The organism is Micromonospora noduli (assembly GCF_003264475.1).
Classification (GTDB): Bacteria; Actinomycetota; Actinomycetes; order Mycobacteriales; family Micromonosporaceae; genus Micromonospora; species Micromonospora noduli.
Genome location: NZ_PYAC01000033.1, coordinates 1 through 21,742, shown reverse-complemented (window position 1 = coordinate 21,742; position 21,742 = coordinate 1). Strand labels below are relative to the sequence as shown.

Genomic DNA, 21,742 nt, shown 5'->3' with positions numbered 1-21,742 from the left:
AGGTGGCGGCCGGCCGCGTTGGTGTCAGTCTGCCGGCAGCGAGTTGACCGTGGACGCCTGGCGGTTGACGATCCGCGCCAAATCCGAACCACTGTCGCGGTGTTCCTGCGGGGTGGTGCCGTACGCGGCCCGGAATACCCGGCTGAAGTGGGCCTTGTCGGAAAAACCCCACCGCGCCGCCACGGTCTGCACGGGCTGCGTGCGCAGCGCCGGGTCGGCCAGGTCGCGCCGGCACCGGGCCAGCCGCAGATCCCGGATGTACGACGCCACAGTGACGTCCTCGGCCTCGAACAACCGGTGCAGGGACCGCACCGAGATGTGGTGGGCGTCGGCCACGACCTGCGGGCCGAGTGTCGCCTCGCCGAGGTGGCGGTGGATGTACGACTGCACCTGGGTGAGCAGCGCCCGGCGGCGGACCTCGGTGGGCACGGCGTCCTCGGCGACGAGGTGCCGGCCGAGCATTGTGGTGGCCAGGTCGAGCCCCACCGCGCCGAGCCGGCTGGCGTCGGCGGCATGGTACTGCTCGGGGTGCCCGGTCACCTGGAGCAGGAACTGCGCCAGCAGCGCCCCGATCCCCTCGCTGCCGGACATCCGGCCGCCGTAGAGCGCGGCCATCCGCTGCGGCGGTAGGGGCAGGGCGGCGTGCGGGATCATCGTGACGATCGAGGTGGCCTGGTCCCGGTCCGGCTCGGTGGCGTGGTGGCAGACGTCGTGCGGGCGGGACCCGTCGTAGAAGGTGAACTCGCCGGCCAGGATCTCGCTGCGGCGACCGTCCTGGCTGGACGTGCCGATGCCGCCGGTGGTGAGGGCGAGGATGTACAGCTCCGGGTCGGACTGACGGACCAGCTTCGGGGTCCGGGTGGCGTCCAGGGACGGGTATTCGTACTGCGCCAGTTGGATCGGGCCGAGCGCGATGAAATTGGCGCGGGCGGCGAAGTCGTCGCTGTGCGCGGACTGGATGCGCAGCGGCACCGAGGTGCGTGCGACCAGGTCCAGCCACATGCCGAACCGTTCGCCGGGTGGCAGGACGGTGGTGTCGATGATGTCTCTCGGCAGCATGGGGCTCCCTCAGCCCGCCCGGCGTTGGATCAGCGCCTCGACGCCGTCAAGGATCCGGTCCAGGCCGAAGGCGAACTCGTCGTCGGGGTCGTCGTCCTGGTAGAGCACACCGGCGCTCAGCACCCGGTGCAGCGCGGGGAAGCGGGCCGGGTCGATGAGCCGGGCCACCAGCCGACCGTACGCCGGCATCATCTCGCTGGGCTCGACGCCGGCGGCCCGGCTGCCCTCGGCGATCTGTGAGGTGAGGGTGGCCTCGTTGCGGACGTACCCGGTGATCAGCAGGAGCACCGACATCTTCTCGCCCTCGCCGAGCGTGGTGCCGTCCAGGCAGCGCAGCCCGTCCTCCATCCAACCGAGCTGCTGCGGGGTGATCGGTGGGCCGCTGATCGGCACGTGCAGCAGCCAGGACCGTTGCCGCAGCACCTTGTGCTCGGCCCAGGCCCACCGGGTGAGGCCGGCGCGCCAGTCGTCCTCCGGGGCGGGTGGGCCGGGCGAGGGGCCGTAACCGGTGTCGACCATGAGCATCAGCAGCTCGTCCTTCGAGCCGACGTACCGGTAGAGGGCCATTGTCGCGGCGCCCAACTCCTTGGCCACCCGGCTCATCGAGACGGCCGCGAGGCCGTCGGCGTCGGCCACGCGTACGGCGGCGTCCACGATGGCGGGCACGCTCATTCCCGGCCGGGGGCCCTTGGGTGGCCGCTCCCGCAGCCCCCACGCGCTCTCGATGGCCGCCGGGAGTACGGGCCCGCTGTCGTCTGTCTTCGCCGCCACATTTCCTCCTTGCCCCGCCATCCTAGTTCTGCGTATGGTCTACGCATAACAGCGTACGCTCTACGCAGAAAAGGAACTGACCATGACGATCACCACCACACCGGCACCGCGAGCGGGCCGACGGGAGTGGATCGGGCTCACGGTGCTGATGCTGCCGCTGCTCCTGGTCTCGATGGACGTGTCGGTGCTCTACTTCGCCGTCCCGTTCATCAGCGCGGAGTTGCGTCCCACCGCCACTGAACAGCTCTGGATCTTCGACATCTACGGCTTCGTGCTGGCCGGGCTGCTCATCACCATGGGCGCTCTGGGTGACCGGATCGGCCGACGCCGGCTCCTGTTGATCGGCGCCACCGCGTTCGGCGCGGCGTCGCTGCTGGCCGCGTACGCCGACAGCACCGCGACGCTGATCGCCGCGCGTGCGGTACTCGGCGTCGGTGGGGCCACCCTGATGCCCTCGACGCTCGCCCTGGTGCGCAACATGTTCCACGACGCCAAGCAGCGCGGGACCGCCATCGGCATCTGGACCGCCACCCTCACCGGTGGCATCGCCATCGGCCCGGTGCTCAGCGGGATCCTGCTGGAGCACTTCTGGTGGGGCTCGATCTTCCTGATCAACATCCCGGCCATGCTGATGCTGCTCCTGCTCGTGCCGCTCCTGGTGCCCGAGTTCCGCAACCCGGCGACCGGGCGGTTCGACCTGATCAGCGCGGCACTGTCGCTCGGCGCGCTGCTGCCGGTGATCTACGGAATCAAGGAGATGGCCCGCGACGGCCTCAGCCCGGTGCGGGTCCTCGCCATCGTCGCCGGTCTGCTGGTGGGGGCGCTCTTCCTGCACCGGCAGCGGACCAGGGCGTACCCGATGGTCGACCTCGCGTTGTTCCGCCGTCGCGGCTTCGCCGGGTCGCTCGCGGTCAACCTGCTGGCGATGTTCGCCATCGTCGGCTTCGCCATCTTCACCACCCAGCACCTTCAACTGGTGCTCGGCCTGAGCCCGCTACGGGCGGCGCTGTGGAGCCTCGTGCCGTCCCTCGCCGTGGGCGGAGTCGCGCCGGCCGCGGCCGCCCTGGCCCAGCGCGTCGAACGGGCGTACCTGATCGGTGCGGGGTTCGGCATCGCAGTGGTCGGCTTCGTGGTGTTGACCCAGGTCACCCCGGAGACGCCGCTGTGGCTGCTGCTCGTCGGCGCCAGTGTCTACGCGGGCGGCCTGGTGATGGTGATGTCCCTCGTCACCGAGCTGGTCCTCGGCGCGGCGCCGCCCGAGCAGGCGGGTGTCGCGTCGGCGCTGACCGAGTCCAGTAGCGAGCTGGGCGGTGCGCTGGGAATGGCGATCCTGGGCAGCGTGGGCGCGGCGGTCTACCGCCGCGAGATCGTCGACGGCCTGCCGGCCGGGCTGCCCGCCGACACCACCGCCGTGGCCCGGGAGACCCTGGGTGGTGCGCTCGCTGTCGCCCAAGGGCTGCCGGCGGAGCTGGCTGACGCGGTGCGGCACGCCGCCGGCGTCGCGTTCACCGACGGGCTGCACCTGGCCGCGTACGCCGCCATGGTGGTGATGCTGCTCGGCGGGGTCACCGCGCTTCTCGCGCTGCGCGGCGTCCGACCGGCCGACCCTACGGCGCTGGCCGTCGAGCCGACCGGTCCGGCCGATACCTCGTTGTCGTCGATCAGTCGATGAGCACGTGCGCGAGCCGGTCGCGGAAACGCCGCTCGGAGTCGCTGACCGACTCGCCACCGATGCCCAGCAGCCCACCGCTGGACGCGGCGCCCACCACCTGCTCGGCGATCTTCACGAGCCAGTGCTTGTACGCGCCAGCCTCACCCTCGTCGACCCGCGCCGCCAGCAACGCGCCGGCCTCGCCGGCCCGCAGCAGCACGTCGTCGATGTACGCCCCGGGGTCGGAGGGCGCGATGACCGGCAACTCCTCGCCGGTGTCCGGGTCACCGACCCGGGTGACGATCTCCCCGGCCACGGCGGCGACCAGCGGGCTGGCCGACTCCCGGCCGGCGGCGATGGTCTCCAACCCGGCCGCGTTCTCCGCCATGGTCCGGCGGGTGCCGTCGGACTCGGCGGCGCTCGCCGCGGTCAGCACCGACTGCGGCAGGCCGACAAGCAACCCCCACTCCCCGTCGGAGAAACCGAAACCGGTGTACGCCGGCTGCTCGATCACGGCAATGCCCCTTCCGCCCTGCTCTGCTTGGTCAATCGGTGCTCTGCTTGCTCGATCCACCGGGCCCGAAAGCGGCACCCGGGTCAGGCTAGTCCAGGGTCAGCAGGCCCTGTTCGGACACCACGCGCACCGACAACGTCTTGTACCCGACCTCCTCGAAGAGAACGGTCATCTTGTCCTCCTCGTAGGAGAGCACCATGCCGGACCCCCACTCCGGGTGCCGCACCTGGCTGTGCACCGGGAACGGCCCGACCGCGCCCTGGTCGGCCACGCTGGTGCCGTTGTGGCAGTTGTCGCAGTGGCCGCAGACCTGCGTCATCTGCTCGCCGAAGTAGGCCAGCAACGTCTGCCCACGGCAGGCGGTGGTCTCGGCGAAGGCCCGCATCATGTCGGTGCGGGACCGGGTCACCGTCTGCTGGCGCTCCGCCTCGGCCAGCGCCGCCGCGGCGGCGTCGGTCGGGGTGGGGGAGTAACGGGGCGCGCCGACGCGCTGCCGGGCGCGCGGCTCGGCCGCACCGACCTGCTCCAACAGGGAGAGGTACTGGCCCAGCTTGCGCGGCCCGAGGCCGGTGGTCTCGCGCAGCTCGGTCTTGGTGGCCGGCTTCTTGCGCAGCATCGCGGCTAGGTCGCGCAGCTCGTCGACGTCGGGCAGGCCGCCGCTGAAGAACCGTTGCAGGCCGACGTCCTCGGCCTGCCAGAGCAGCAGCACCCGGGCCGGTTGCCCGTCGCGGCCGGCCCGGCCGATCTCCTGGAAGTAGCTGTCCGGCGAGTCGGGCAGCGCCATGTGCACCACCCAGGCGATGTTCGGCTTGTCGATGCCCATGCCGAACGCCGAGGTCGCCACCATGATCGGCACCTGGTCGGCGAGGAACGCCTCGTGCAGGTCGTGGCGTGCGCCGGCCGCCATCCCACCGTGGTAGAACTGCGCCGGGTAGCCGGCGTCGGTCAACCGGGTGGCCAGCTCCTCGGCGGCGCGACGGGTGGGCACGTAGATGATCCCGGGTCGCTCGTCGTCGCTCAGCAGCGCGATCAGTCGCCGCCACCGGTAGTCCTCGGTGGGGCAGTGCGCTACCTCGACGAACAGGTTCGGCCGGTCCAGCCCGGAGACCACCACCTCCGGGTCCCGCAGCCGCAGCCGGGCGATGATGTCGTCGCGTACCGGAGGGGAGGCGGTGGCGGTCAGCGCGACCACCGGCGGCCGACCGACGCCGTCGATGAGGTGCCCGAGCGCCAGGTAGTCGGGGCGGAAGTCGTGCCCCCACGCCGAGATGCAGTGCGCCTCGTCGATCGCCACCAGGGCTGGCTTCAGCTCGGCGACCTCGGCCATCCGGTCCGGGTTGCTGAGCTGTTCCGGGGTGATGAAGAGGAACTCCGCCCGGCCCTCGCGGATCTCGGTGATCGCCTCGGCCTGCTGGGTGGGCGACTCGTTCGAGCTGATCCGCACCGCCCGCAGCTCCGGGCGTTGCCGCTCGTTGAGGGAGGCGATCTGGTCCTGCTGAAGGGCCAGCAGTGGGGAGATCACCACGGTGGGGCCGGGGATCAGGCTGGCCGGGATCTGGTAGATCGCCGACTTGCCGGCTCCGGTGGGCAACACCACCAGGGCGTCTCGCCGCTTCATCACGGCGCGCATGGCGGCCAGTTGGTTGGGCCGTAGCGCCTTCCAGCCGAAAAGGCTGCGGGCCGCGTGGCGCAACGTCATCGAGTGCGTGGACAGTTTCATCGAGGGCCGGAGGTACCCGAGCCCGTGACCGCCGAAACGCGTTCGGACGATCACAGGCAGGGCACCCGCCATGCCCGCGACGGCCGGCTCGCCGATCCGCTACTCAGCGCAGCCGGGGCAGGACCTCGCGCTGGTAGAGGTCGAACAGACCCTGGTAGTGCGGGCCGGTGTTGGCCACGTACACCTCGTCGAAGCCGGCCTTGGCGTACTTGTCGATCATCTCCAGGTGCGCGTCGACGCTGTTGCCGCAGACGAACGCGTCCCTGACCATCTCCGGCTTGACCAGCTCGGCGGCCTGCTCGAAGTGGCGCGGTGAGGGGAGCACCTGGGACAGCTCACCGGGCACCCCCGCGTTGGGCCAGCGCTCGTACGCGATGCGCATGCCCTCGTCCTCGCTGTCGGCGTACGCCGCCTTGAAGCCGGCCTGGCACGGCTTGTCGCCGCCGCCGTTCTCGCGGAAGCGCCGGACCATCTCGCCGTCGGGCATGGTGCTCACGTAGCCGTCACCGATCCGCGCGGCCAGGTCGATGGACTTCGGCCCGAAGCCGGAGACGTAGATCGGCGGGGGAGCGTCGGGCAGCGTGTAGATCCGGGCCTGCTCCACTGTGTAGTGCTTGCCGTGGTGGTTGACGAAGCCGCCACCCCACAGCGCGCGCAGCACCTCGACGGCCTCCTCCAGCATCTCCAGCCGGACGTCGGCCTGCGGCCAGGCGTCGCCGAAGATGTGCTCGTTGAGCGCCTCGCCGGTGCCGACGCCGAGCACGAACCGCCCACCGTGCAGCACCGCGCTGGTCGCCGCCGCCTGCGCGATCACGGCTGGGTGGATCCGCACTGTCGGGCAGGTCACCGCCGTGGTCACCGGCAGCGAACAGACCTGGCTGAGCGCGCCGATCATCGACCAGACGAACGGGCTCTGGCCCTGTGCGTCCACCCAGGGGTGGTAGTGGTCGGAGATCCACAGCGCCTCGAAGCCGGCCCGTTCGGCGCCGCGCGCCTGCTCCAGCAGCTCGGCTGGCGTGAACTCCTCACTGGACAGGAAATAACCGATCTTCATGGCTTACCCCTTCGGCACGCGAACCTGCTGATGGGGAGAGCCGTACCCCGGTCGCGGTCGACCACACCCGGCCCGTCGGGCCCGGATCGGCGCGGGTCGCTCAGCGTCGACCGAACATCGCCCGGATCGCGGCGAGGAGCAGCAGGGCGCCGACCACCAGGCCGAGCAGGCGTACGCCGGGGATGTCGGCCGGGCTCGTCGCGTCGGCCAGCAGGACGGGATCCATCCCCGCACTCTCCCCGGAGAGCGGGCCGCCAGGCAACTGTAAGGTTTATTGACTATTGAATCGCTCAGTGTGACCATGGCAGGACCGCCTGCCGGTGGCGGTGCGCCGAGGGCGCGCGAGAGATGGGGTACGGGGGCCGCATGAGCGAGCGCAACCAGCGGGTCGACGGGGGCGCACCGTCGCCGGTGATCGACATCGATCACTGCGAGGGGGCGGAGTGACCACCGCCAACGGGCACCTCTCGGCGCTCGCCGCCGCCGTCCTGCAACCCGGCTTCGTCGGCACCACCCCACCACCATGGGTGTGCCGCTGGCTCGGCGAGGGTCTCGGCTCGGTGGTGCTCTTCGCCCGCAACGTCGTCGACACCGAGCAGGTGGCCGCGCTCACCGCGACGCTGCGTGCGGAACGGCCGGACGTCATCGTGGCGATCGACGAGGAGGCCGGCGACGTCACCCGACTGGAGTCGGTGCACGGCAGCTCCCGGCCCGGCAACTTCGCCCTCGGCGCTGTCGACGACCCGGAGCTGACCGAAGCCGTCGCCCGGGACCTCGGCGCCGAGCTGGCCACGGCGGGAATCACCCTGAACTACGCCCCGGACGCCGACGTCAACTCCAATCCGGCGAACCCGGTGATCGGCGTCCGTTCCTTCGGTGCCGACCCGGTGCTGGTCGCGCGGCACACCGCCGCCTGGGTTCGCGGGCTCCAGGCCGGCGGCGTCGCGGCCTGCGCCAAACACTTCCCCGGGCACGGCGACACCCGTGTCGACTCACACCACGACCTGCCCCGGATCACCGCCGACCGGGACCGGCTGGACGCCTGCGAACTGGCCCCGTTCCGCGCCGCCGTGGCCGCCGGCGTGCAGGCGGTGATGACCGGTCACCTGCTGGTGCCCGCCCTCGACCCGCACCTGCCGGCGACGCTGAGTCAGCGCATCCTGGGCGGGTTGCTCCGCGACGAGCTGGGCTTCTCCGGCGTGGTGGTCACCGACGCGGTGGAGATGCGCGCGGTCGCCGGCCGGTACGGCTTCGCCGGGGCGACGGTCCGCGCACTCGCTGCCGGGGCCGACGCCATCTGCATCGGCGGCGAACGGGCCGACGAACAGGCCGCCCGCGAGCTGCGCGACGCCATCGTGGCCGCCGTCGTCTCCGGTGAGCTGCCCGAGGAACGCCTCGCCGAGGCCGCCAAGCGCGTCGGTCAACTCGCCGCCTGGACGGTGGCCGCCCGCAGCGCCGGCTCGGCCGGAGCGCGCGCCGCCACCGACGTCGGTCTGGTCGCCGCCCGTCGGGCCGTCCGGGTCACCGCCGCCCCGGGCACGACGGTCGCGCTGCCCCTGACCCGCGCGGCACACGTCGTCGAGTTCGAGCCGCTGCGCAACATCGCCATCGGCGCCGAGACCCCGTGGGGCATCGGCGGACCCCTGACCGAGCTGCTGCCCGGCACCAGCACGGTCCGCTACGCCGAACCCGATGTGCCGGCGGACCCGGGCGCCGGTGCCGGCAGCCGGCCCCTGGTCCTGGTTGTCCGCGACCAGCATCGGCACGACTGGATGCGCGCCGCCGTGCACCGCGCGTTGGCCGCCCGGCCGGACGCCGTCGTGGTCGAGCTGGGCGTGCCCGAGCTGGTCAACGGGGCGGTGCACCTGGCCACCCACGGCGCCACCCGGGCCAGTGGACAGGCTGCCGCCGAGGTGCTCACCGGCGCCCGCTGACGGCCCGCCCTACGGGAGGTCGGCGACCAGGTCGGCGTACTCGGGGTGCTTGTCGATGAACGCGGACATGAAGGGGCACTGCGGCACCACTGTCGTGCCGCGTGCCCGGAGCTCGTCCAGGGTGCCGCGGACCAGCGCGCCGCCCACCCCCTTGCCCTGAAAGCCCCGGTCCACCTCGGTGTGGGTGAAGACCAGGACCTCGCCGCGCGGCAGGTACGCGGTGAAGCCCGCCAGCGCGTCGTCGACCAGGATCTCGAAGCGGTGCTTCGCCGGGTTGTCCTCGACCAGGGTGCTCATCCGGCCATTCTCCCCGCCGGGTCGGCCAGCGCGTCGAGTTCGCCGAGCAACCGGTCCACCTCGTCGGCGGTGTTGTAGTGGTAGATGCTGGCCCGCACCGCGCCGCCGCTGTCGCGCAGACCCATGAGCTGGAAGTACTCGTAGGCGTAGTAGTCGCCGACGGAGAGGCAGAAACCGGCAGCGCCCAACGCCTCCTGGACGGCCGCCGGGGACATCCCGGCGACCCGGAACGAGACGGTCGGGCAGCGCCGCGCCGGCGAACCGTAGACGGTGATCGCCGGCCGCTGTGCCAGCCCGGCGAGCAGCTGGTCCAGTAGCGCCTCCTCGTGCGCCTGGGCGGCGGCCAGCCCGGCCCGCAGCCGGGCCCGCCGGTCCCCGACCGCGTCCGGGTCCAGCCCCGCCAGGTGATCCACCGCCGCGGCCACGCCGGCCAGCAGCGGGAAGCTCGGCGTGCCGTACTCGAACCGGTCCGGCACCGCGTCGGAGGACGGCACCAGCTTCGCCGGGCGCAACGCCGCCCACCGGGCCGGGTCCGCCACCATCGCCGCCAGGTGCGGGCCGGACCACTTGTACGCGCTGGTGACCAGCACGTCGGCGCCGAGCGAGGCCAGGTCGGTCGGCCCGTGCGGAACCGAGTGCACGCCGTCGACGTAGACCAACGCGCCGACCGCGTGCGCGATCTTGGCGATCGCCGGCACGTCCGGCATGGTGCCGATGGCGTTGCTGCCGGCGGTGACCGCTACCAACCGGGTCCGCTCACCCACCAGGTCCGCGTACTGGGCTGCGGGCAGCTCACCGGTGTGCCGGTCGACCTCGGCCCAGCGCACCGTCGCGCCGGCCGCCTCGGCGGCCTGCACCCACGGCCGCACGTTCGCGTCGTGATCGAGCCGGGAGACCACGACCTCGTCACCCGGGCGCCAGGCCGCGCCGAGCGTGCGAGCCAGGGTGTACGTCAGCGCGGTCGCGCTCGGGCCGAGCACCACACCGGCCGGGTCGGCGCCGAGCAGGTCGGCCACCGCCGAGCGGGCCTGGGCCACCAGCTCCAACGACCGGCGGCCCGCCACGTTGGCGGCGCTGCGGTTGCCGACCGCCGACCGCATGGCATCGGTGACCGCGTCGATCACACCGGCCGCGGTCTGGGTGCCGCCGGCACCGTCGAAGTGGACGAAGCCCTCGGTCAGGGCGGGGTACGCGGCCCGGGTGCGGGCAATGTCGAACGGCATGTCCCGGACCCTAGCCGGTGCTCCACGTACCCTGCCCGGCCGCCAGGTGATCACCGTTCGGCGGCGACCTCGCGGATGTCTCGTACTCTTGGCGAGGTGACGAACCGACCCGCCACCATGCCCATTTCCCCCGTCCGCCGCGCCGCCGGTCTCTTCGCCGGTCTGGCACTCGGCCTCGCCGTGCTCGCCGGGTGCAGCTCCCAGGGCGCCTCCACCGACTGCGGGCTGGACGCCTGCACCGTCACCTTCGAGCGGGGTGTCGACGCCAGCGCCACCATCCTGGGCGTCGAGGCCAAACTGGTCGGCGCCGAGGGTGACCAGGTGACCGTCGAGGTCGCCGGTGAGCAGCTCACCCTCACCACCGGCCAGCAGGCCGCCGAGGCGGGGGGCTTCGCTGTCACCCTGGACAGCGTGACCGACCAGCAGGTCAAGATTCGCGTTTCACGCAACCCGGGCAGCTGACCTGGGCGGGCGGCGGTGGCCGACGTTTGGGAATCTTCCGAATCGGAGATTGTGACGCCATGTCACTCACCCGTAGCGCCGAAGCCACCGCCTCCCGTACGGCGGACAGCCGGTGGCTGGAACTCCTCGCCCGGGCCGGCTTCATCGGCTACGGCATCGTCCACCTCCTCTTCGCCTGGTTGGCGTTGCAGATCGCGTTCGGCACGTCGTCCGACGACGGCGACCAGTCCGGCGCGCTGCGTACCCTCTCCGCACAGCCCCTCGGCAAGTTCCTGGTCATCGCCGTCGCGGTCGGCCTGCTCGCGATGGCGATCTGGCAGGCGCTGGAGGCGGCGGTCGGGCACCGCGCCGAGCGCGACAAGGAGCGGCTCATGGAACGGCTCGCCTCGGCCGGCCGGACCATCGTCTACCTCTACTTCGCCTGGACCGCCTTCAAGGTCTTCAAGGACGCCGGGTCGAACAGCGCCGACCAGCAGGAGGCGTTGACCGGCAAGCTGATGACCTCCAGCGGTGGCCGCTGGCTGGTCGGCCTGGCCGGGCTGGTCGTCGCCGCGATCGGCATCGGCCTGATCATCTACGGAGCCCGGAAGAAGTTCGAGAAGCACCTCAAGACCGGCGAGATGAGCCCGAAGACCCGCCAGCTCGCCCGCCGGCTGGGCATGGCCGGATACATCGCCAAGGGTGTCGCGTACGGCATCGCCGGTCTGCTGGTCATCGTGGCGGCGGTGAACTACGACCCGGAGAAGGCCCGTGGTCTGGACGCCGCGCTGCACCTGCTGCAGGAGCAGTCGTATGGCACGTTCCTGCTGACCCTGGTCGCCCTCGGCATCGCCGCCTTCGGCGTCTACTGCTTCCTCCAGTCCCGGTACCGCAAGGTCTGACTGGTCGATTCCCGGGTGGACGGGCACTCTTGGGCTTTTGCCCGAAGTGCCCGACGCTTGGTCGAAGGGAAGCTACGAAATCGTGCAGAACTATCTCGAAACGGCCGTCGCCGCGCTCGTCGCGGCGGCGGTCGCCCTGTTCCTGGTCGAGATCGTCCACCGGTTGACCCGGCGGTTCGGCCGCCGGTCACTGCTGTTGACCGAGTTGACCGACCACGCGCACCGCCCGTTCCAGGTCGCCGGAACGGTCCTGGCCGTGCAGTTCGCCGTCCGCTTCACCACCGGGTACGCGGTCGGCGACAGCTGGCGGCGGCTGCTGCTGCACCTGCTCATCCTCGGCGTCATCGCCACAGTGGCCTGGCTGGTCGCCTGCCTGCTTGTCGTCGTGGAGGACACCGCGCTGGCCCGGTTCCGGGTCGACGTACCGGACAACCGGCACGCCCGGCGGGTACGGACCCAGGTGGTGATGCTGCGCCGACTGACCATCGCGGTGATCGTCATCCTGACCGTGGGCGTGATGCTGATGACGTTCCCCAGCGTGCGGGGCATCGGCGCCGGTGTGCTGACCTCGGCCGGTGTGGCCGGTGTGGTGGCCGCGCTCGCCGCGCAGAGCCTGCTCGGCAACGTCTTCGCCGGCCTCCAGCTCGCCTTCAGCGACGCCGTCCGGCTCGACGACGTCGTCGTCGTCGAGGGGGAGTGGGGTCGCATCGAGGAGCTGACCCTCAGCTACGTCGTGGTGCAGATCTGGGACGACCGCCGGTTGATCCTGCCCACCTCGTACTTCACCAGCAAGCCGTTCCAGAACTGGACCCGGACGGAGGCGGCGGTGCTCGGCACCGCCGAATTCGACGTCGACTGGGCGGTACCCGTGCAGACCATGCGCGAGGAGCTGCGCCGCCTCGTCGAGGGCACCGAGCTGTGGGACGGGCGGGTCTGCGTCCTCCAGGTCACCGACGCCACCGGCGGGACGGTGCGGTTGCGCGCGCTGGTCAGCGCCGCCGACGCGGGCAGCCTGTGGGACCTGCGCTGCCTCGTCCGGGAGCACCTGGTCGCCTGGATCCGGGACAACCGCCCGACCGCGATGCCCCGGCTACGTACCGAGCTGGGCGACTCCAACAGCAACCTGTCCTGGCAGTGGGTGCAGCCGAGGCGACCGGCCCGCCGCCAGTCCGACACCGAGGCACCCGACGACGCCCGTGTCTTCGGCGGCAGCGACGACGGCGACGCCCGCAGCGAAGCCTTCGTGGGCCCCGAAGAAACCCGCCCCCAGTAGCCCTCGTCCCGCGTCACCCTTGCCCGCCGCGCCGGCAGACCCCGACGATCATGGAGTTGACGGGTGGGTGCGCCTGGTTTGTCCCCGCCAACCTCATGATCACCGTTGCAGGGGCGAGGAGGGGAGGGGTCGGGGAGCGGGGGTCGGTTGCGGGAGGTTTGGTCGGGCTTGGGTGGGGGATGTGCTGCCGGACGTCTCTGGCGTGATCGCGGCGGCTGGCCGCGTATTGGCGGCGCGGCGTCCGGACAACGGGGACGGTGAGCTGCTTGGCGCGCTTTAGGATTGACGAGCGGCGACTTCGGGCATACAGCGCGGTGATGAGGAAAGGAGGACAGCATGGCTGACGTGGCGAAAGCCCGCACATCCCAGAACGGGAGCGAGCCCTCCACCGCCGAGTTGGTGCAGCGGGCCACGGAGCAGATCTCCCGCCTCGTGCGGGACGAACTGACGCTGGCCCGAGCGGAGTTGACCCAGAAGGGTAAGCACGCGGGCATCGGGATCGGCCTGTTCGGCGGCGGCGGCGCGCTCGCGTTCTTCGGTCTGGGTGCGCTGGTCGCCACGGCGATCCTGCTGCTCGACCTGGTGTTGCCCGCCTGGGCCGCGGCGCTGATCGTGGCGGTGGCCTGCTTCCTGGTGGCCGGCATCCTCGCCCTGGTGGGCAAGAAGCAGGTCAGCCGTGCTGTCCCGCCGGTGCCGGCGGCCACGGTCCGCAGCCTCCGGGCAGACATGGACACCGTCACCGCCGCGGTGAAGGACAGGGGGCGGCAATGACCGGTAACGGGACCGGCGACACGGAGGCCCTCCGCGAGGAGATCCGTCGCACCCGGGTCGAGTTGGGCGAGACGATGGAGGCGTTGGCCGCCAAGGCCGACGTCAAGGCGCGTCTGAAAGAGTCCGCTGAGCAGGCCAAGGCGCGGATGCGGGAGCAGGCGGCGCAGACCGTCGCTCGGGTCCGCGGTCAGGCCGCGCGTGGCGCCGGAATGGCGCGGGCGCAGGCGTACGAAAAGGGCGAGAAGGTACGCGCACAGGCGTACGACAAGGGCGAGTTGGTGCGCCGCAACCCGGTGCCGTGGGCGGCCATCGCGGCCGGCGCGGTGGCCACCGTGGTGGTGCTGATGATCGTGCGGGGGAGGCGTAGGTGAGTAAGAGCATCGGCAGGGTCGCGTACCGGCCGGTCGGCGTCCTGATGGGTATCGCCGCGGGCGCGGTGGCCGGGGCGATCTTCCGGCAGGTCTGGAAGGTCACCGCGGGCGACGGTGAGGCGCCCAACGCGACCGACGAGGATCGCGGCTGGGGCGAGATCCTGGCCGCCGCGGCGTTGCAGGGCGCCATCTTCGCGGTCGTCCGGGCCGCTGTGGACCGGGGCGGCGCGGTCGGCGTACGCCGGATGACCGGCAGCTGGCCGGATTGACAGGCAGCGACTTCAGCCCCCTTCCCGCATCGATGGGAAGGGGGCTTTCGCATGGCATCGCACGCCGCCCAGCGCACCTGAGGCATCCGTCAGGTCACATGTCGGAGAAATTCGTCGGAGAGGTCGTGACAGACTTTTTACCTCCGTGATTTGCTGGTCCCCGCTGTTGCGAGATGGCGTGGGTTGAGAGAAGTCTCCTTCGTGGGGCCGCCTCAGGCGCCGCTGCTCAAAAACGGCCAATCGGCCGGACGGCGTGCACGGCCGCCAGTTTTTAGAGGGAGAAACACATGGCTCAGGGAACCGTGAAGTGGTTCAACGCTGACAAGGGCTTCGGCTTCATCACCGTCGATGGTGGGGGTGCTGACGTGTTCGTCCACTTCTCGGCCATCCAGACCAGCGGCTACCGCTCGCTGGAGGAGAACCAGCGGGTGGAGTTCGAGATTGCTCAGGGTCAGAAGGGCCCGCAGGCTGAGCAGGTCCGTCCCATCTGAGTAGGACGGCCGGCCCCCGCCGGCCAGTGGGACGATCCGGCTCAAGGGTCACGCGAAAGCCCCGCATCCCGGTTGGGATGCGGGGCTTTCGCCTGTTCAGGCTCGCCGGTGGGGCGAGCAGTCAGCGTCGACGCGAGCGCAGGCCGAGCCAGATCACCACCAGCCCGGCCGCCGTCACGAGCGGGCCGATCACCGCCCAGATCTTCTCGTCGGTCATCACGCTGCCGCTGACGTAGCCGAGGCCCTGGACCGTCCACACCGCACCGATCACCACGGCCAGCAGGCCGAGGGTGAGTGGAAGCCAACCCCTCATCGCGTCCCCTCTCCGCCGCCCGGGGCGGCGCGCCGCCGTCCAGCATCGCCGGCCGGGTGGCGCGACGCGAGCACCCCGGGCGCGCGGGTCACCACCGGTCGTGCACCTGCGGGCGGATCAACTCGTCGTAGGTCTTGCGGACGGCTGTCAACTGCTCGTCGGTGAGCGGGGACAGGGCCGCCGAGGCGGCGTTGCGTCGGGCCTGGTCGGCGTCGCGGGCACCGGGGATGACCACTGTGACGCCCGCCTGGTCCAACACCCAACGCAGGGCGAACTGCGCCATCGTGCGGTCCGCGTCGACGAGCGGGGCCAGCCGGCGTACGGCGGCCAGACCTCGGTCGAAGTCGACTCCGGAGAACGTCTCCCCGACGTCGAAGGCCGCGCCGTGCCGGTTGTAGTTGCGGTGGTCGTCGGCGGGAAACTCGGTGTGCTCGTCGTAGCGGCCGGAGAGCAGGCCACTGGCGAGCGGCACGCGGGCGATGATGCCCACACCCGCTGCGGCCGCGGCCGGCAGCACCCGCTCCAGGGGCTTGTGGCGGACCGCGTTGAGGATGATCTGGACGCTCGCCACCCCCGGTCGGGCGATCGCGGTGAGGGCCTGGTCGCAGGTCTCGACGCTGACTCCGTACCCGGCGATGGCCTTCTCGGCGACGAGGGTGTCCAGGCCGTCGAAGACCTCGTCGGAGGAGAAGACCTCGGTGGGCGGGCAGTGCAACTGGACCAGGTCCAGGGTGTCCATGCCCAGGTTGGCCCGGGAGCGGTCGGTCCACTGCCGGAAGTTGGCCAGGGTGTACGCCTCCGGCCGCTGCTCGACGCGGCGGCCCATCTTGGTCGCGACGGTCAGCCCGGCGTCGGGTCGGGTGCGCAGGAAGCGGCCGATCAGCTGCTCGCTGCGGCCGTCGCCGTACACGTCGGCGGTGTCGAGGAAGGTGACCCCGGCGTCCACGGCGGCGGCGAGCACCGCCATCGCGTCGTCCTCGCTGACGGTGCCCCAGTCGGCGCCGAGTTGCCACGCGCCCAGGCCGACCGCGCCAACGGTCCGGCCGAGCCGGTTGAAGCTGCGCTGTTCCATGCCCCGAGCCTAGTGATCGGGTTGCCACCCTGCCACGCGAGCCGTACCGTTAGCAGTACGGACGTACGGTTTGGGAGGCGACCATGTGGGACCCGACGACCTACCTGCGCTTCGGCGACGAGCGATCCCGGCCGTTTTACGACCTCCTCGCCCGGATCCCGGCCGAGCGACCCCGGGCGGTGGTCGACCTCGGCTGCGGCCCCGGCCAGCTCACCGCCGTCCTCGCCGAGCGCTGGCCGACCAGCCGGCTGCGCGGCCTCGACTCCTCACCCGAGATGATCGAGCGGGCCGAGGCCCTCGGCGCGCCTGTCGACTTCGCTGTCGCCGACCTGCGCGACTGGGTTCCGGCCGGCGATGAGGACGTGGTGGTCAGCAACGCGGCGTTGCAGTGGGTCCCCGGCCACCAGGAGCTGCTGCGCCGCTGGGCCGCCGAGCTGCCCGCCGGCGCCTGGCTCGCCATGCAGGTCCCCGGCAACTTCGCCGCCGACTCGCACCGCGCCCTGCGGGAGGTCGCCGACCGACCGACCTGGCGGGCCGAGGTTGCCCCGCTGCTGCGCGCGGACCCGGTCGACGACCCGGCCGACTACGCGGCGCTGCTGACCGCCGCCGGCTGCGCGGTGGACGCCTGGGAGACTACCTACGTGCACCTGCTGCCGGCTCGACCCGCCGCCGAGCACCCGGTGCTGGCCTGGATGGAGGGCACCGCGCTGCGCCCGGTCCGGGCCGCACTGGACGCCGCCGGCTGGTCCGCCTTCCGGGCCGAGCTGGGAGTACGGCTCACCGCGGCGTACCCGGTGCGGCAGGGTCAGGTGTACTTCCCGTTCCGCCGCGTCTTCGTCGTCGCCCGCACCGGCGACCATGCCCAGGAGAACCCGTGACCGACCTGTCCACCTTCATCGCCGGCCTGCCCAAGGTGGAGCTGCACGTGCACCACGTCGGCTCCGCCCTGCCCCGGATCGTCGCCGAGTTGGCCGCGCGCCACGAGGGGCGCACGCCCGTGCCGGCCGACCCGGACGCCCTCGCCAGCTACTTCGAGTTCCGCGACTTCGCGCACTTCATCGAGGTCTACCTGAGCGTCGTGGATCTCATCCGTGACCCGGAGGACGTCTGGATCCTCACCCATGAGGTGGCCCGCGAGCTGGCCCGCCAACAGGTCCGGTACGCGGAGCTGACCATCACCCCGTACTCGCACGTCCGACGGGGCATTCCCGCGCCGGCGTTCTGCGAGGCCATCGAGGACGCCCGCAAGCGTGCCCTGGCCGACTTTGGCATCGAGCTGCGCTGGTGCTTCGACATCCCGGGCGAGGCCGGCCTGCCCGCGGCCGAGGAGACGCTGCGCATCGCGCTGGACGAGCGCCCGGACGGGCTGGTCAGTTTCGGTCTGGGCGGCCCGGAGATCGGGGTACCCCGACCGCAGTTCCGGCAGTACTTCGACCAGGCCCGCGCCGCCGGGCTGCGCTCGGTCCCGCACGCCGGGGAGACCACCGGGCCGCAGACCGTCTGGGACGCGCTGAACGAGTTGGGCGCCGAGCGGATCGGGCACGGCATCTCCGCCGCACAGGACCCGCAGCTGCTCGCGTACCTGGCCGAGCGGCAGATCGGGATGGAGATCTGCCCGACGTCCAACGTCCGTACCCGGGCGGTGGCCACCCTCGACGAGCATCCGCTGCCCCTGCTGGTCGAGGCCGGGCTGCTGGTCACCATCAACTCCGACGACCCGCCGATGTTCGGCACCACCCTCAACGACGAGTACGCGGTGGCCGCCCGCCTGCTCGGCGTCGGAGCCGAGGGCCTGGCCGGGCTGGCCCGCAACGCGGTGACCGCGTCCTTCCTGGACGCCGCTGGCCAGCAGCGGATCCTCGCCGAGATCGACGCGTACCTCGCCACCGCCGGCTGAGCTGGTCTTCCGGCTGGGCCGGTTGGTTGAGCAGGGCGCGCGGCGGGAGCGTGGGTGTGGGGGGACCTGTGACTCCCGCCGCGCGCGCGGCTCCACCGGCCGTGGGTGCGTGGTGCGCTCGGCCGGTGGAACTGGTGGGTTCGTGCTCTGATCCTGTCAGCCCGAGGCCGATCCAACGCGGTCGTTAACCGCGATCTAAGGAAGACTTGCGCCGGCGCACAGCCCGGGGTTCGGCCGGGTCAGTCGTCGGTGGGGCGCTGGCGGGGCCAGCGACGTCCGGTGGCCTTCGTGTCCCGGGCGTCGCGGGCCATCCGACCGACCAGACCGAAGCGGCTGACCTGCCGGGGCGTCGCCTCCGGGTCGGCGAGCAGCATCACCACGCTGGCCCCGCCCAGCCGGGCGCGGTCGATGCTCACCGAGCCGTTGGCCTGCAACGCGACCCGCTTGGCGATGTCCAGCCCGAGCCCGGTTGAGCCCTGGTCGCTGGCGCCCCGGCGCAGCGCCCGGTCCGGGTTGGCGATGCCGGGGCCGGCGTCGTCGATCCGGATCGCCACGTAACCGTCGCGCCGGGACACCGCCACCTCGAACGCGGTGCCCTGCGGGGTGTAGCGGAAGACGTTGCCGATGACCGCGTCAAGCGCGGCGGCGAGTTCGGCCCGGGGCACCGGCGCCGGGATGCGCAGCTGGGCGCCGTTGACCCGGTGCGGCCGGTTCTGGTCGCCGGCCAACGCCGCCCAGAACACCATCCGGTCGCGGACCACCTCGCTGACGTCGCACATCGCCGGCCCGGCCTCGAGCGCGACCGTCTTACGGGTGGTCTTGATCAGCACGTCGATCTCACCCTCCAGGGTGACGATCGCCTGCCGGATCCGCCGGATCCCGCGCAGCCGGTCCAACTCCGCCGGGCTGAACGATCCCACGCTGGTGTCGTCGGACTCCAACGCCTCCGCGTCCAACCGCAGCACCGTCAACGGGGTACGCAGACGATGCGACAGGTCGGCCACCAATTCCCGCTCGTCGGTGCGGGCGGCGTCCAAGCGGTCCGCCATCCGGTTGAAGGCGTAGCCGGCCTCGGCCAGCTCGCGCGGACCGGTCGGCTCGACGCGTACGCCGAGGTCGCCGTCGCCGACGGAGAGCGCGGCCTTGACCAGACCGCGGGTGGAGTCCACCGCGCGGGCAGCGACCCGGTCGACCACGAGCACCGCCGCGCCGGCCATCGCCGCGCCGACCGCGAACAGCAGTAACCACGTACCGCCGGCGCCCTCGCCCAGCGTCGACTCCGGAAGGAACACCTCGACCACGGCCGTCCGGTCACCGAGGACGACCGGGTCGAGCCGGGCCACACCCCCGTCGACGTCGACGACCAAGGACTGGCGCTCGGAGCGGGCCCGGTCCAGATCGCTACCGCTGGCCCGACCAGCGGACTCGTCCAGCCCCAGCCCGTGCACCACGGGCCGGGTGGGTGCGCCCTCGGCGCTGGCCACCACGGCACGCTCGACGACCGCCGGGTCGGTGCTCACCGCCAGCGCGCCGGTCACCAGCGCGCTGCGCCGCGCCGCGTCGGCGATCGCCTCGTCCCGGCTCTGCTCCCGCAGGCTGAGCCCGAGCGGGATCAGGAACGCGAGCGCCACGAGACTGCACATGCCGGCCGTGAGCAGGGCCAGCGCCGTTCTCAGTCCGGTGCCACCAGCCGGAATCCGACCCCCCGCACGGTGCGCAGGTAGCGCGGCTTCGCCGCGGACTCGCCCATCTTTCTGCGGAGCCAGTACAGGTGAACGTCGATGGTCTGATCCTCGCCGACCGATGGCTGCCGCCATACCTCCTCCAAGAGTTCCCGGCGGGACACTACCCGCCCAGGTCGTGCGGCGAGATACGCCAACAGGTCGAATTCCTTGCGGGTCAGCGCCAGCGGCTCCCCGTCGAGCTGGGCGCTGCGCTCGCCCACGTCCACCCGCAGCCCGCCGACGCTGTGCACAGCGGGCTGCACGGACCGACTGGCCCGGCCGGCCCGGCGCAGCACCGTGGTGATCCGGGCGTCCAGGTGCGCCCCGGTGAACGGCTTGACCATGTAGTCGTCGGCGCCGGCGCGCAGCAGCTTGACCACCGACTGCTCGTCGTCGCGGGCGGTGGCGATGATGATCGGAACGTCGGTGATGCCGCGCAGCATCCGCAGCGCGTCCGAGCCGTCCAGGTCGGGCAGGCCGAGGTCGAGCACCACCAGATCGGGTGTCTCCGCGGCGACCCGACGCAGGGCGTCCAACGCCGTACCCACGGCGTGCACGGCATGCCCCCGGTCGGTGAGGGACCGCAGCATCGCGCCGCGTACGACGTGATCGTCTTCGACCAGGAGCACGGAGGCCACGACAAGACCGTACTTGGCCTGGCAAGTTGATCGCGTTGCGGCGTGCCTGGCGACCGGGCAAGCTGGTACGACGATGTCGTTCACCCTGTTCGCCGATGCCCGCCTGGCGCTCGCCCGGGACAGCCTCGCCGGTCTCTCCACCGGCGACGCGCTCGGCGCGCAGTACTTCCTGCCGGTGCCCGCGCCCGTGGATCTCGCCGCCGACGCGCTGCCGCCAGCGCCCTGGGAATGGACCGACGACACCGAGATGGCCTGCTCGGTCCTCGCCCAGTTGGCCGACTCCGGCGGCATCGACCGGGACCGGTTGGCCCTCTCCTTCGCCGAGCGATGTACCGAGCGACGAGGCTACGGCGCGGGCGCGATGCTGATCCTGGGGCTGGTCCGCACCGGCACCCCGTGGCCGCTGGCCGCCGCCTCCGCCTTCGACGGGCAGGGCTCCTGCGGCAACGGCGCGGCGATGCGGGTCGGCCCGCTGGGCGCGTACTTCGCCGACTCGACAGCGCGCGCCGCGGCACAGGCCCGCGCCTCCGCCGAGGTGACGCACGCGCACCCGGAGGGGATCGCCGGCGCGGTCGCCGTCGCCGTCGCCGCCGCGCTGGCCGCCCGAGCCCGCCTCGACGGGCACCGGCCGGCCCCGGAGCGGCTGCTCGCCGGGATCGCAGCCGTGCTCGACCCGGGCACCGAGGTGCACCGGGGCGTACACCGGGCCGCCGGGTTGCTCGGCCGGCCGTTGCCCCGGGTGGTGGCGGCGCTCGGCAACGGCTCCCGGGTGACCGCCCAGGACACCGTCGCGTTCACCCTCTGGGTGGCCGCCACCCACCTTGACGACTATCCGGCGGCCATCGAGACGTGCGTACGGGCCGGTGGGGACGTGGACACCACGGCCGCCATCGCCGGAGCGGTGGTGGCGGCGCACACCGGTGTCGGCACCCCGGGCGGGGTGCCCGAAAAATGGTTGGCCGCTCGCGAGCCGCTACCCGCCTGGCTCCCCTGACCCCCGGGGGATGCCCTGCCCAAGCGCCCTGCCGCGCCTGCGCCTGCGCTGGCCCTGCGCTGGCCTTGCGCCTGCGCTGCCCTGCTCGCGATCAACTCGGCTTCCTGAAAATCGGGTCGTCCGGGAGGCGAGGATGCCGCGGTTTCCTGAAAGCCGAGTCGATCACCGCTAAATCGGGCTGTCGGGGCGGCGGAGATGCCACGGTTTCCGGGAACCCGAGTGGATCACCGCGATGCTGCGGGAACAGCGGCCTGGGGGTCGGCGGGCTGCGGGTTGGCTGGCGTCGGGTCCGGCGTTGGGGTGTCGTCGCCGCGGCCGGTTATCTCGGCCAGCGTCGCGGCCTCGTCCGGGCCGCCGGTCACC

The 21,742-nt window shown here is 72.1% G+C and carries 24 protein-coding genes; 12 read left to right on the top strand and 12 right to left on the bottom strand.

Translation table 11 applies throughout. From position 1 onward, the window contains the following. Positions 1–24: 24 nt before the first annotated feature. Both MED15_RS24755 and MED15_RS24750 read right to left on the bottom strand, forming a co-directional pair. Positions 25–1,059 (bottom strand): AraC-like ligand-binding domain-containing protein, encoded by a 1,035-nt coding sequence (locus MED15_RS24755; protein ID WP_112699745.1) that lies wholly within the window; start codon positions 1,057–1,059, stop codon positions 25–27. Positions 1,060–1,068: 9 nt separating this feature from the next. Then, complete coding sequence (locus MED15_RS24750; protein WP_112737087.1) at positions 1,069–1,830, bottom strand: TetR/AcrR family transcriptional regulator; 762 nt, start codon at positions 1,828–1,830, stop codon at positions 1,069–1,071. Positions 1,831–1,912: 82 nt separating this feature from the next. Between MED15_RS24750 and MED15_RS24745 the strand changes: the two genes are divergently transcribed. Continuing rightward, complete coding sequence (locus MED15_RS24745; protein ID WP_112583398.1) at positions 1,913–3,502, top strand: MFS transporter; 1,590 nt, start codon at positions 1,913–1,915, stop codon at positions 3,500–3,502. Here MED15_RS24745 and MED15_RS24740 read toward each other — a convergent pair. The 4 genes from MED15_RS24740 to MED15_RS34570 form a co-directional block, all read right to left on the bottom strand. Beyond that, positions 3,492–3,995, bottom strand: a complete 504-nt coding sequence (locus MED15_RS24740; protein ID WP_091401689.1) for a hypothetical protein — start codon at positions 3,993–3,995, stop codon at positions 3,492–3,494. The two genes, MED15_RS24745 and MED15_RS24740, sit on opposite strands and share 11 nt — an antisense overlap. Before the next feature lie 88 nt (positions 3,996–4,083). Then, positions 4,084–5,715: a RecQ family ATP-dependent DNA helicase gene (locus MED15_RS24735; protein WP_112737205.1), complete on the bottom strand. Its 1,632-nt coding sequence runs from the start codon at positions 5,713–5,715 to the stop codon at positions 4,084–4,086. 103 nt (positions 5,716–5,818) lie between these two features. Beyond that, the gene (locus tag MED15_RS24730) at positions 5,819–6,769 is read right to left on the bottom strand and encodes a TIGR03557 family F420-dependent LLM class oxidoreductase (protein WP_112602196.1); all 951 of its coding nucleotides are present in this window, start codon (positions 6,767–6,769) and stop codon (positions 5,819–5,821) included. 100 nt (positions 6,770–6,869) lie between these two features. Next, on the bottom strand, positions 6,870–6,995 hold the full coding sequence (locus MED15_RS34570) for a hypothetical protein (RefSeq protein ID WP_255750123.1): 126 nt from the start codon (positions 6,993–6,995) through the stop codon (positions 6,870–6,872). A 217-nt stretch (positions 6,996–7,212) separates the two neighbouring features. Between MED15_RS34570 and MED15_RS24725 the strand changes: the two genes are divergently transcribed. After that, positions 7,213–8,703, top strand: coding sequence for a glycoside hydrolase family 3 protein (locus MED15_RS24725; protein ID WP_112737085.1), 1,491 nt, complete (start codon positions 7,213–7,215; stop codon positions 8,701–8,703). A 9-nt stretch (positions 8,704–8,712) separates the two neighbouring features. On the opposite strand, the gene MED15_RS24720 is transcribed toward MED15_RS24725, so the two are convergent. Both MED15_RS24720 and MED15_RS24715 read right to left on the bottom strand, forming a co-directional pair. Next, on the bottom strand, positions 8,713–9,000 hold the full coding sequence (locus tag MED15_RS24720) for a GNAT family N-acetyltransferase (RefSeq protein ID WP_112583395.1): 288 nt from the start codon (positions 8,998–9,000) through the stop codon (positions 8,713–8,715). Beyond that, positions 8,997–10,223: a cysteine desulfurase-like protein gene (locus MED15_RS24715; protein ID WP_112737083.1), complete on the bottom strand. Its 1,227-nt coding sequence runs from the start codon at positions 10,221–10,223 to the stop codon at positions 8,997–8,999. Before MED15_RS24715 ends, MED15_RS24720 begins: the two co-directional genes overlap by 4 nt. Positions 10,224–10,319: 96 nt before the next feature. Between MED15_RS24715 and MED15_RS24710 the strand changes: the two genes are divergently transcribed. From MED15_RS24710 to MED15_RS24680, 7 genes are all read left to right on the top strand, one after another. Beyond that, positions 10,320–10,685 carry a hypothetical protein gene (locus MED15_RS24710; protein WP_112583393.1) on the top strand — a complete coding sequence of 122 codons (366 nt, stop codon included), beginning with the start codon at positions 10,320–10,322 and terminating at the stop codon, positions 10,683–10,685. Positions 10,686–10,744: 59 nt separating this feature from the next. Next, the gene (locus MED15_RS24705; RefSeq protein ID WP_112583392.1) at positions 10,745–11,566 is read left to right on the top strand and encodes a DUF1206 domain-containing protein; all 822 of its coding nucleotides are present in this window, start codon (positions 10,745–10,747) and stop codon (positions 11,564–11,566) included. An 82-nt stretch (positions 11,567–11,648) separates the two neighbouring features. Continuing rightward, entirely contained in the window at positions 11,649–12,839 is a 1,191-nt protein-coding gene (locus MED15_RS24700) for a mechanosensitive ion channel family protein (protein ID WP_112737081.1), read from the top strand. 336 nt (positions 12,840–13,175) lie between these two features. Then, positions 13,176–13,610: a phage holin family protein gene (locus MED15_RS24695; RefSeq protein ID WP_030338239.1), complete on the top strand. Its 435-nt coding sequence runs from the start codon at positions 13,176–13,178 to the stop codon at positions 13,608–13,610. Further along, the gene (locus MED15_RS24690; RefSeq protein WP_112583391.1) at positions 13,607–13,981 is read left to right on the top strand and encodes a DUF3618 domain-containing protein; all 375 of its coding nucleotides are present in this window, start codon (positions 13,607–13,609) and stop codon (positions 13,979–13,981) included. Before MED15_RS24695 ends, MED15_RS24690 begins: the two co-directional genes overlap by 4 nt. Then, complete coding sequence (locus MED15_RS24685) at positions 13,978–14,250, top strand: DUF4235 domain-containing protein (protein ID WP_030338235.1); 273 nt, start codon at positions 13,978–13,980, stop codon at positions 14,248–14,250. The genes MED15_RS24690 and MED15_RS24685 overlap by 4 nt, the downstream gene beginning before the upstream one ends. Positions 14,251–14,537: 287 nt before the next feature. Then, the gene (locus MED15_RS24680) at positions 14,538–14,741 is read left to right on the top strand and encodes a cold-shock protein (RefSeq protein WP_030338233.1); all 204 of its coding nucleotides are present in this window, start codon (positions 14,538–14,540) and stop codon (positions 14,739–14,741) included. Between the two features lie 121 nt (positions 14,742–14,862). On the opposite strand, the gene MED15_RS24675 is transcribed toward MED15_RS24680, so the two are convergent. Together MED15_RS24675 and MED15_RS24670 are read right to left on the bottom strand one after the other, a co-directional pair. Next, positions 14,863–15,054, bottom strand: a complete 192-nt coding sequence (locus MED15_RS24675; protein ID WP_091401705.1) for a hypothetical protein — start codon at positions 15,052–15,054, stop codon at positions 14,863–14,865. 88 nt (positions 15,055–15,142) lie between these two features. Continuing rightward, positions 15,143–16,126, bottom strand: coding sequence for an aldo/keto reductase (locus tag MED15_RS24670; protein ID WP_112737079.1), 984 nt, complete (start codon positions 16,124–16,126; stop codon positions 15,143–15,145). Positions 16,127–16,209: 83 nt separating this feature from the next. Here MED15_RS24670 and MED15_RS24665 point away from each other — a divergent pair, with 83 nt between their 5' ends. After that, entirely contained in the window at positions 16,210–17,004 is a 795-nt protein-coding gene (locus MED15_RS24665) for a trans-aconitate 2-methyltransferase (RefSeq protein WP_112737077.1), read from the top strand. Beyond that, positions 17,001–18,023: an adenosine deaminase gene (locus tag MED15_RS24660; RefSeq protein WP_112726632.1), complete on the top strand. Its 1,023-nt coding sequence runs from the start codon at positions 17,001–17,003 to the stop codon at positions 18,021–18,023. Before MED15_RS24665 ends, MED15_RS24660 begins: the two co-directional genes overlap by 4 nt. A gap of 239 nt (positions 18,024–18,262) precedes the next feature. On the opposite strand, the gene MED15_RS24655 is transcribed toward MED15_RS24660, so the two are convergent. Together MED15_RS24655 and MED15_RS24650 are read right to left on the bottom strand one after the other, a co-directional pair. Next, entirely contained in the window at positions 18,263–19,666 is a 1,404-nt protein-coding gene (locus MED15_RS24655; RefSeq protein ID WP_181539338.1) for a HAMP domain-containing sensor histidine kinase, read from the bottom strand. 29 nt (positions 19,667–19,695) lie between these two features. After that, complete coding sequence (locus MED15_RS24650; protein WP_091401712.1) at positions 19,696–20,385, bottom strand: response regulator transcription factor; 690 nt, start codon at positions 20,383–20,385, stop codon at positions 19,696–19,698. Positions 20,386–20,458: 73 nt separating this feature from the next. On the opposite strand from MED15_RS24650, the gene MED15_RS24645 reads away from it, so the two are divergent. Further along, entirely contained in the window at positions 20,459–21,379 is a 921-nt protein-coding gene (locus MED15_RS24645) for an ADP-ribosylglycohydrolase family protein (RefSeq protein WP_112737076.1), read from the top strand. Positions 21,380–21,742 lie beyond the last annotated feature (363 nt).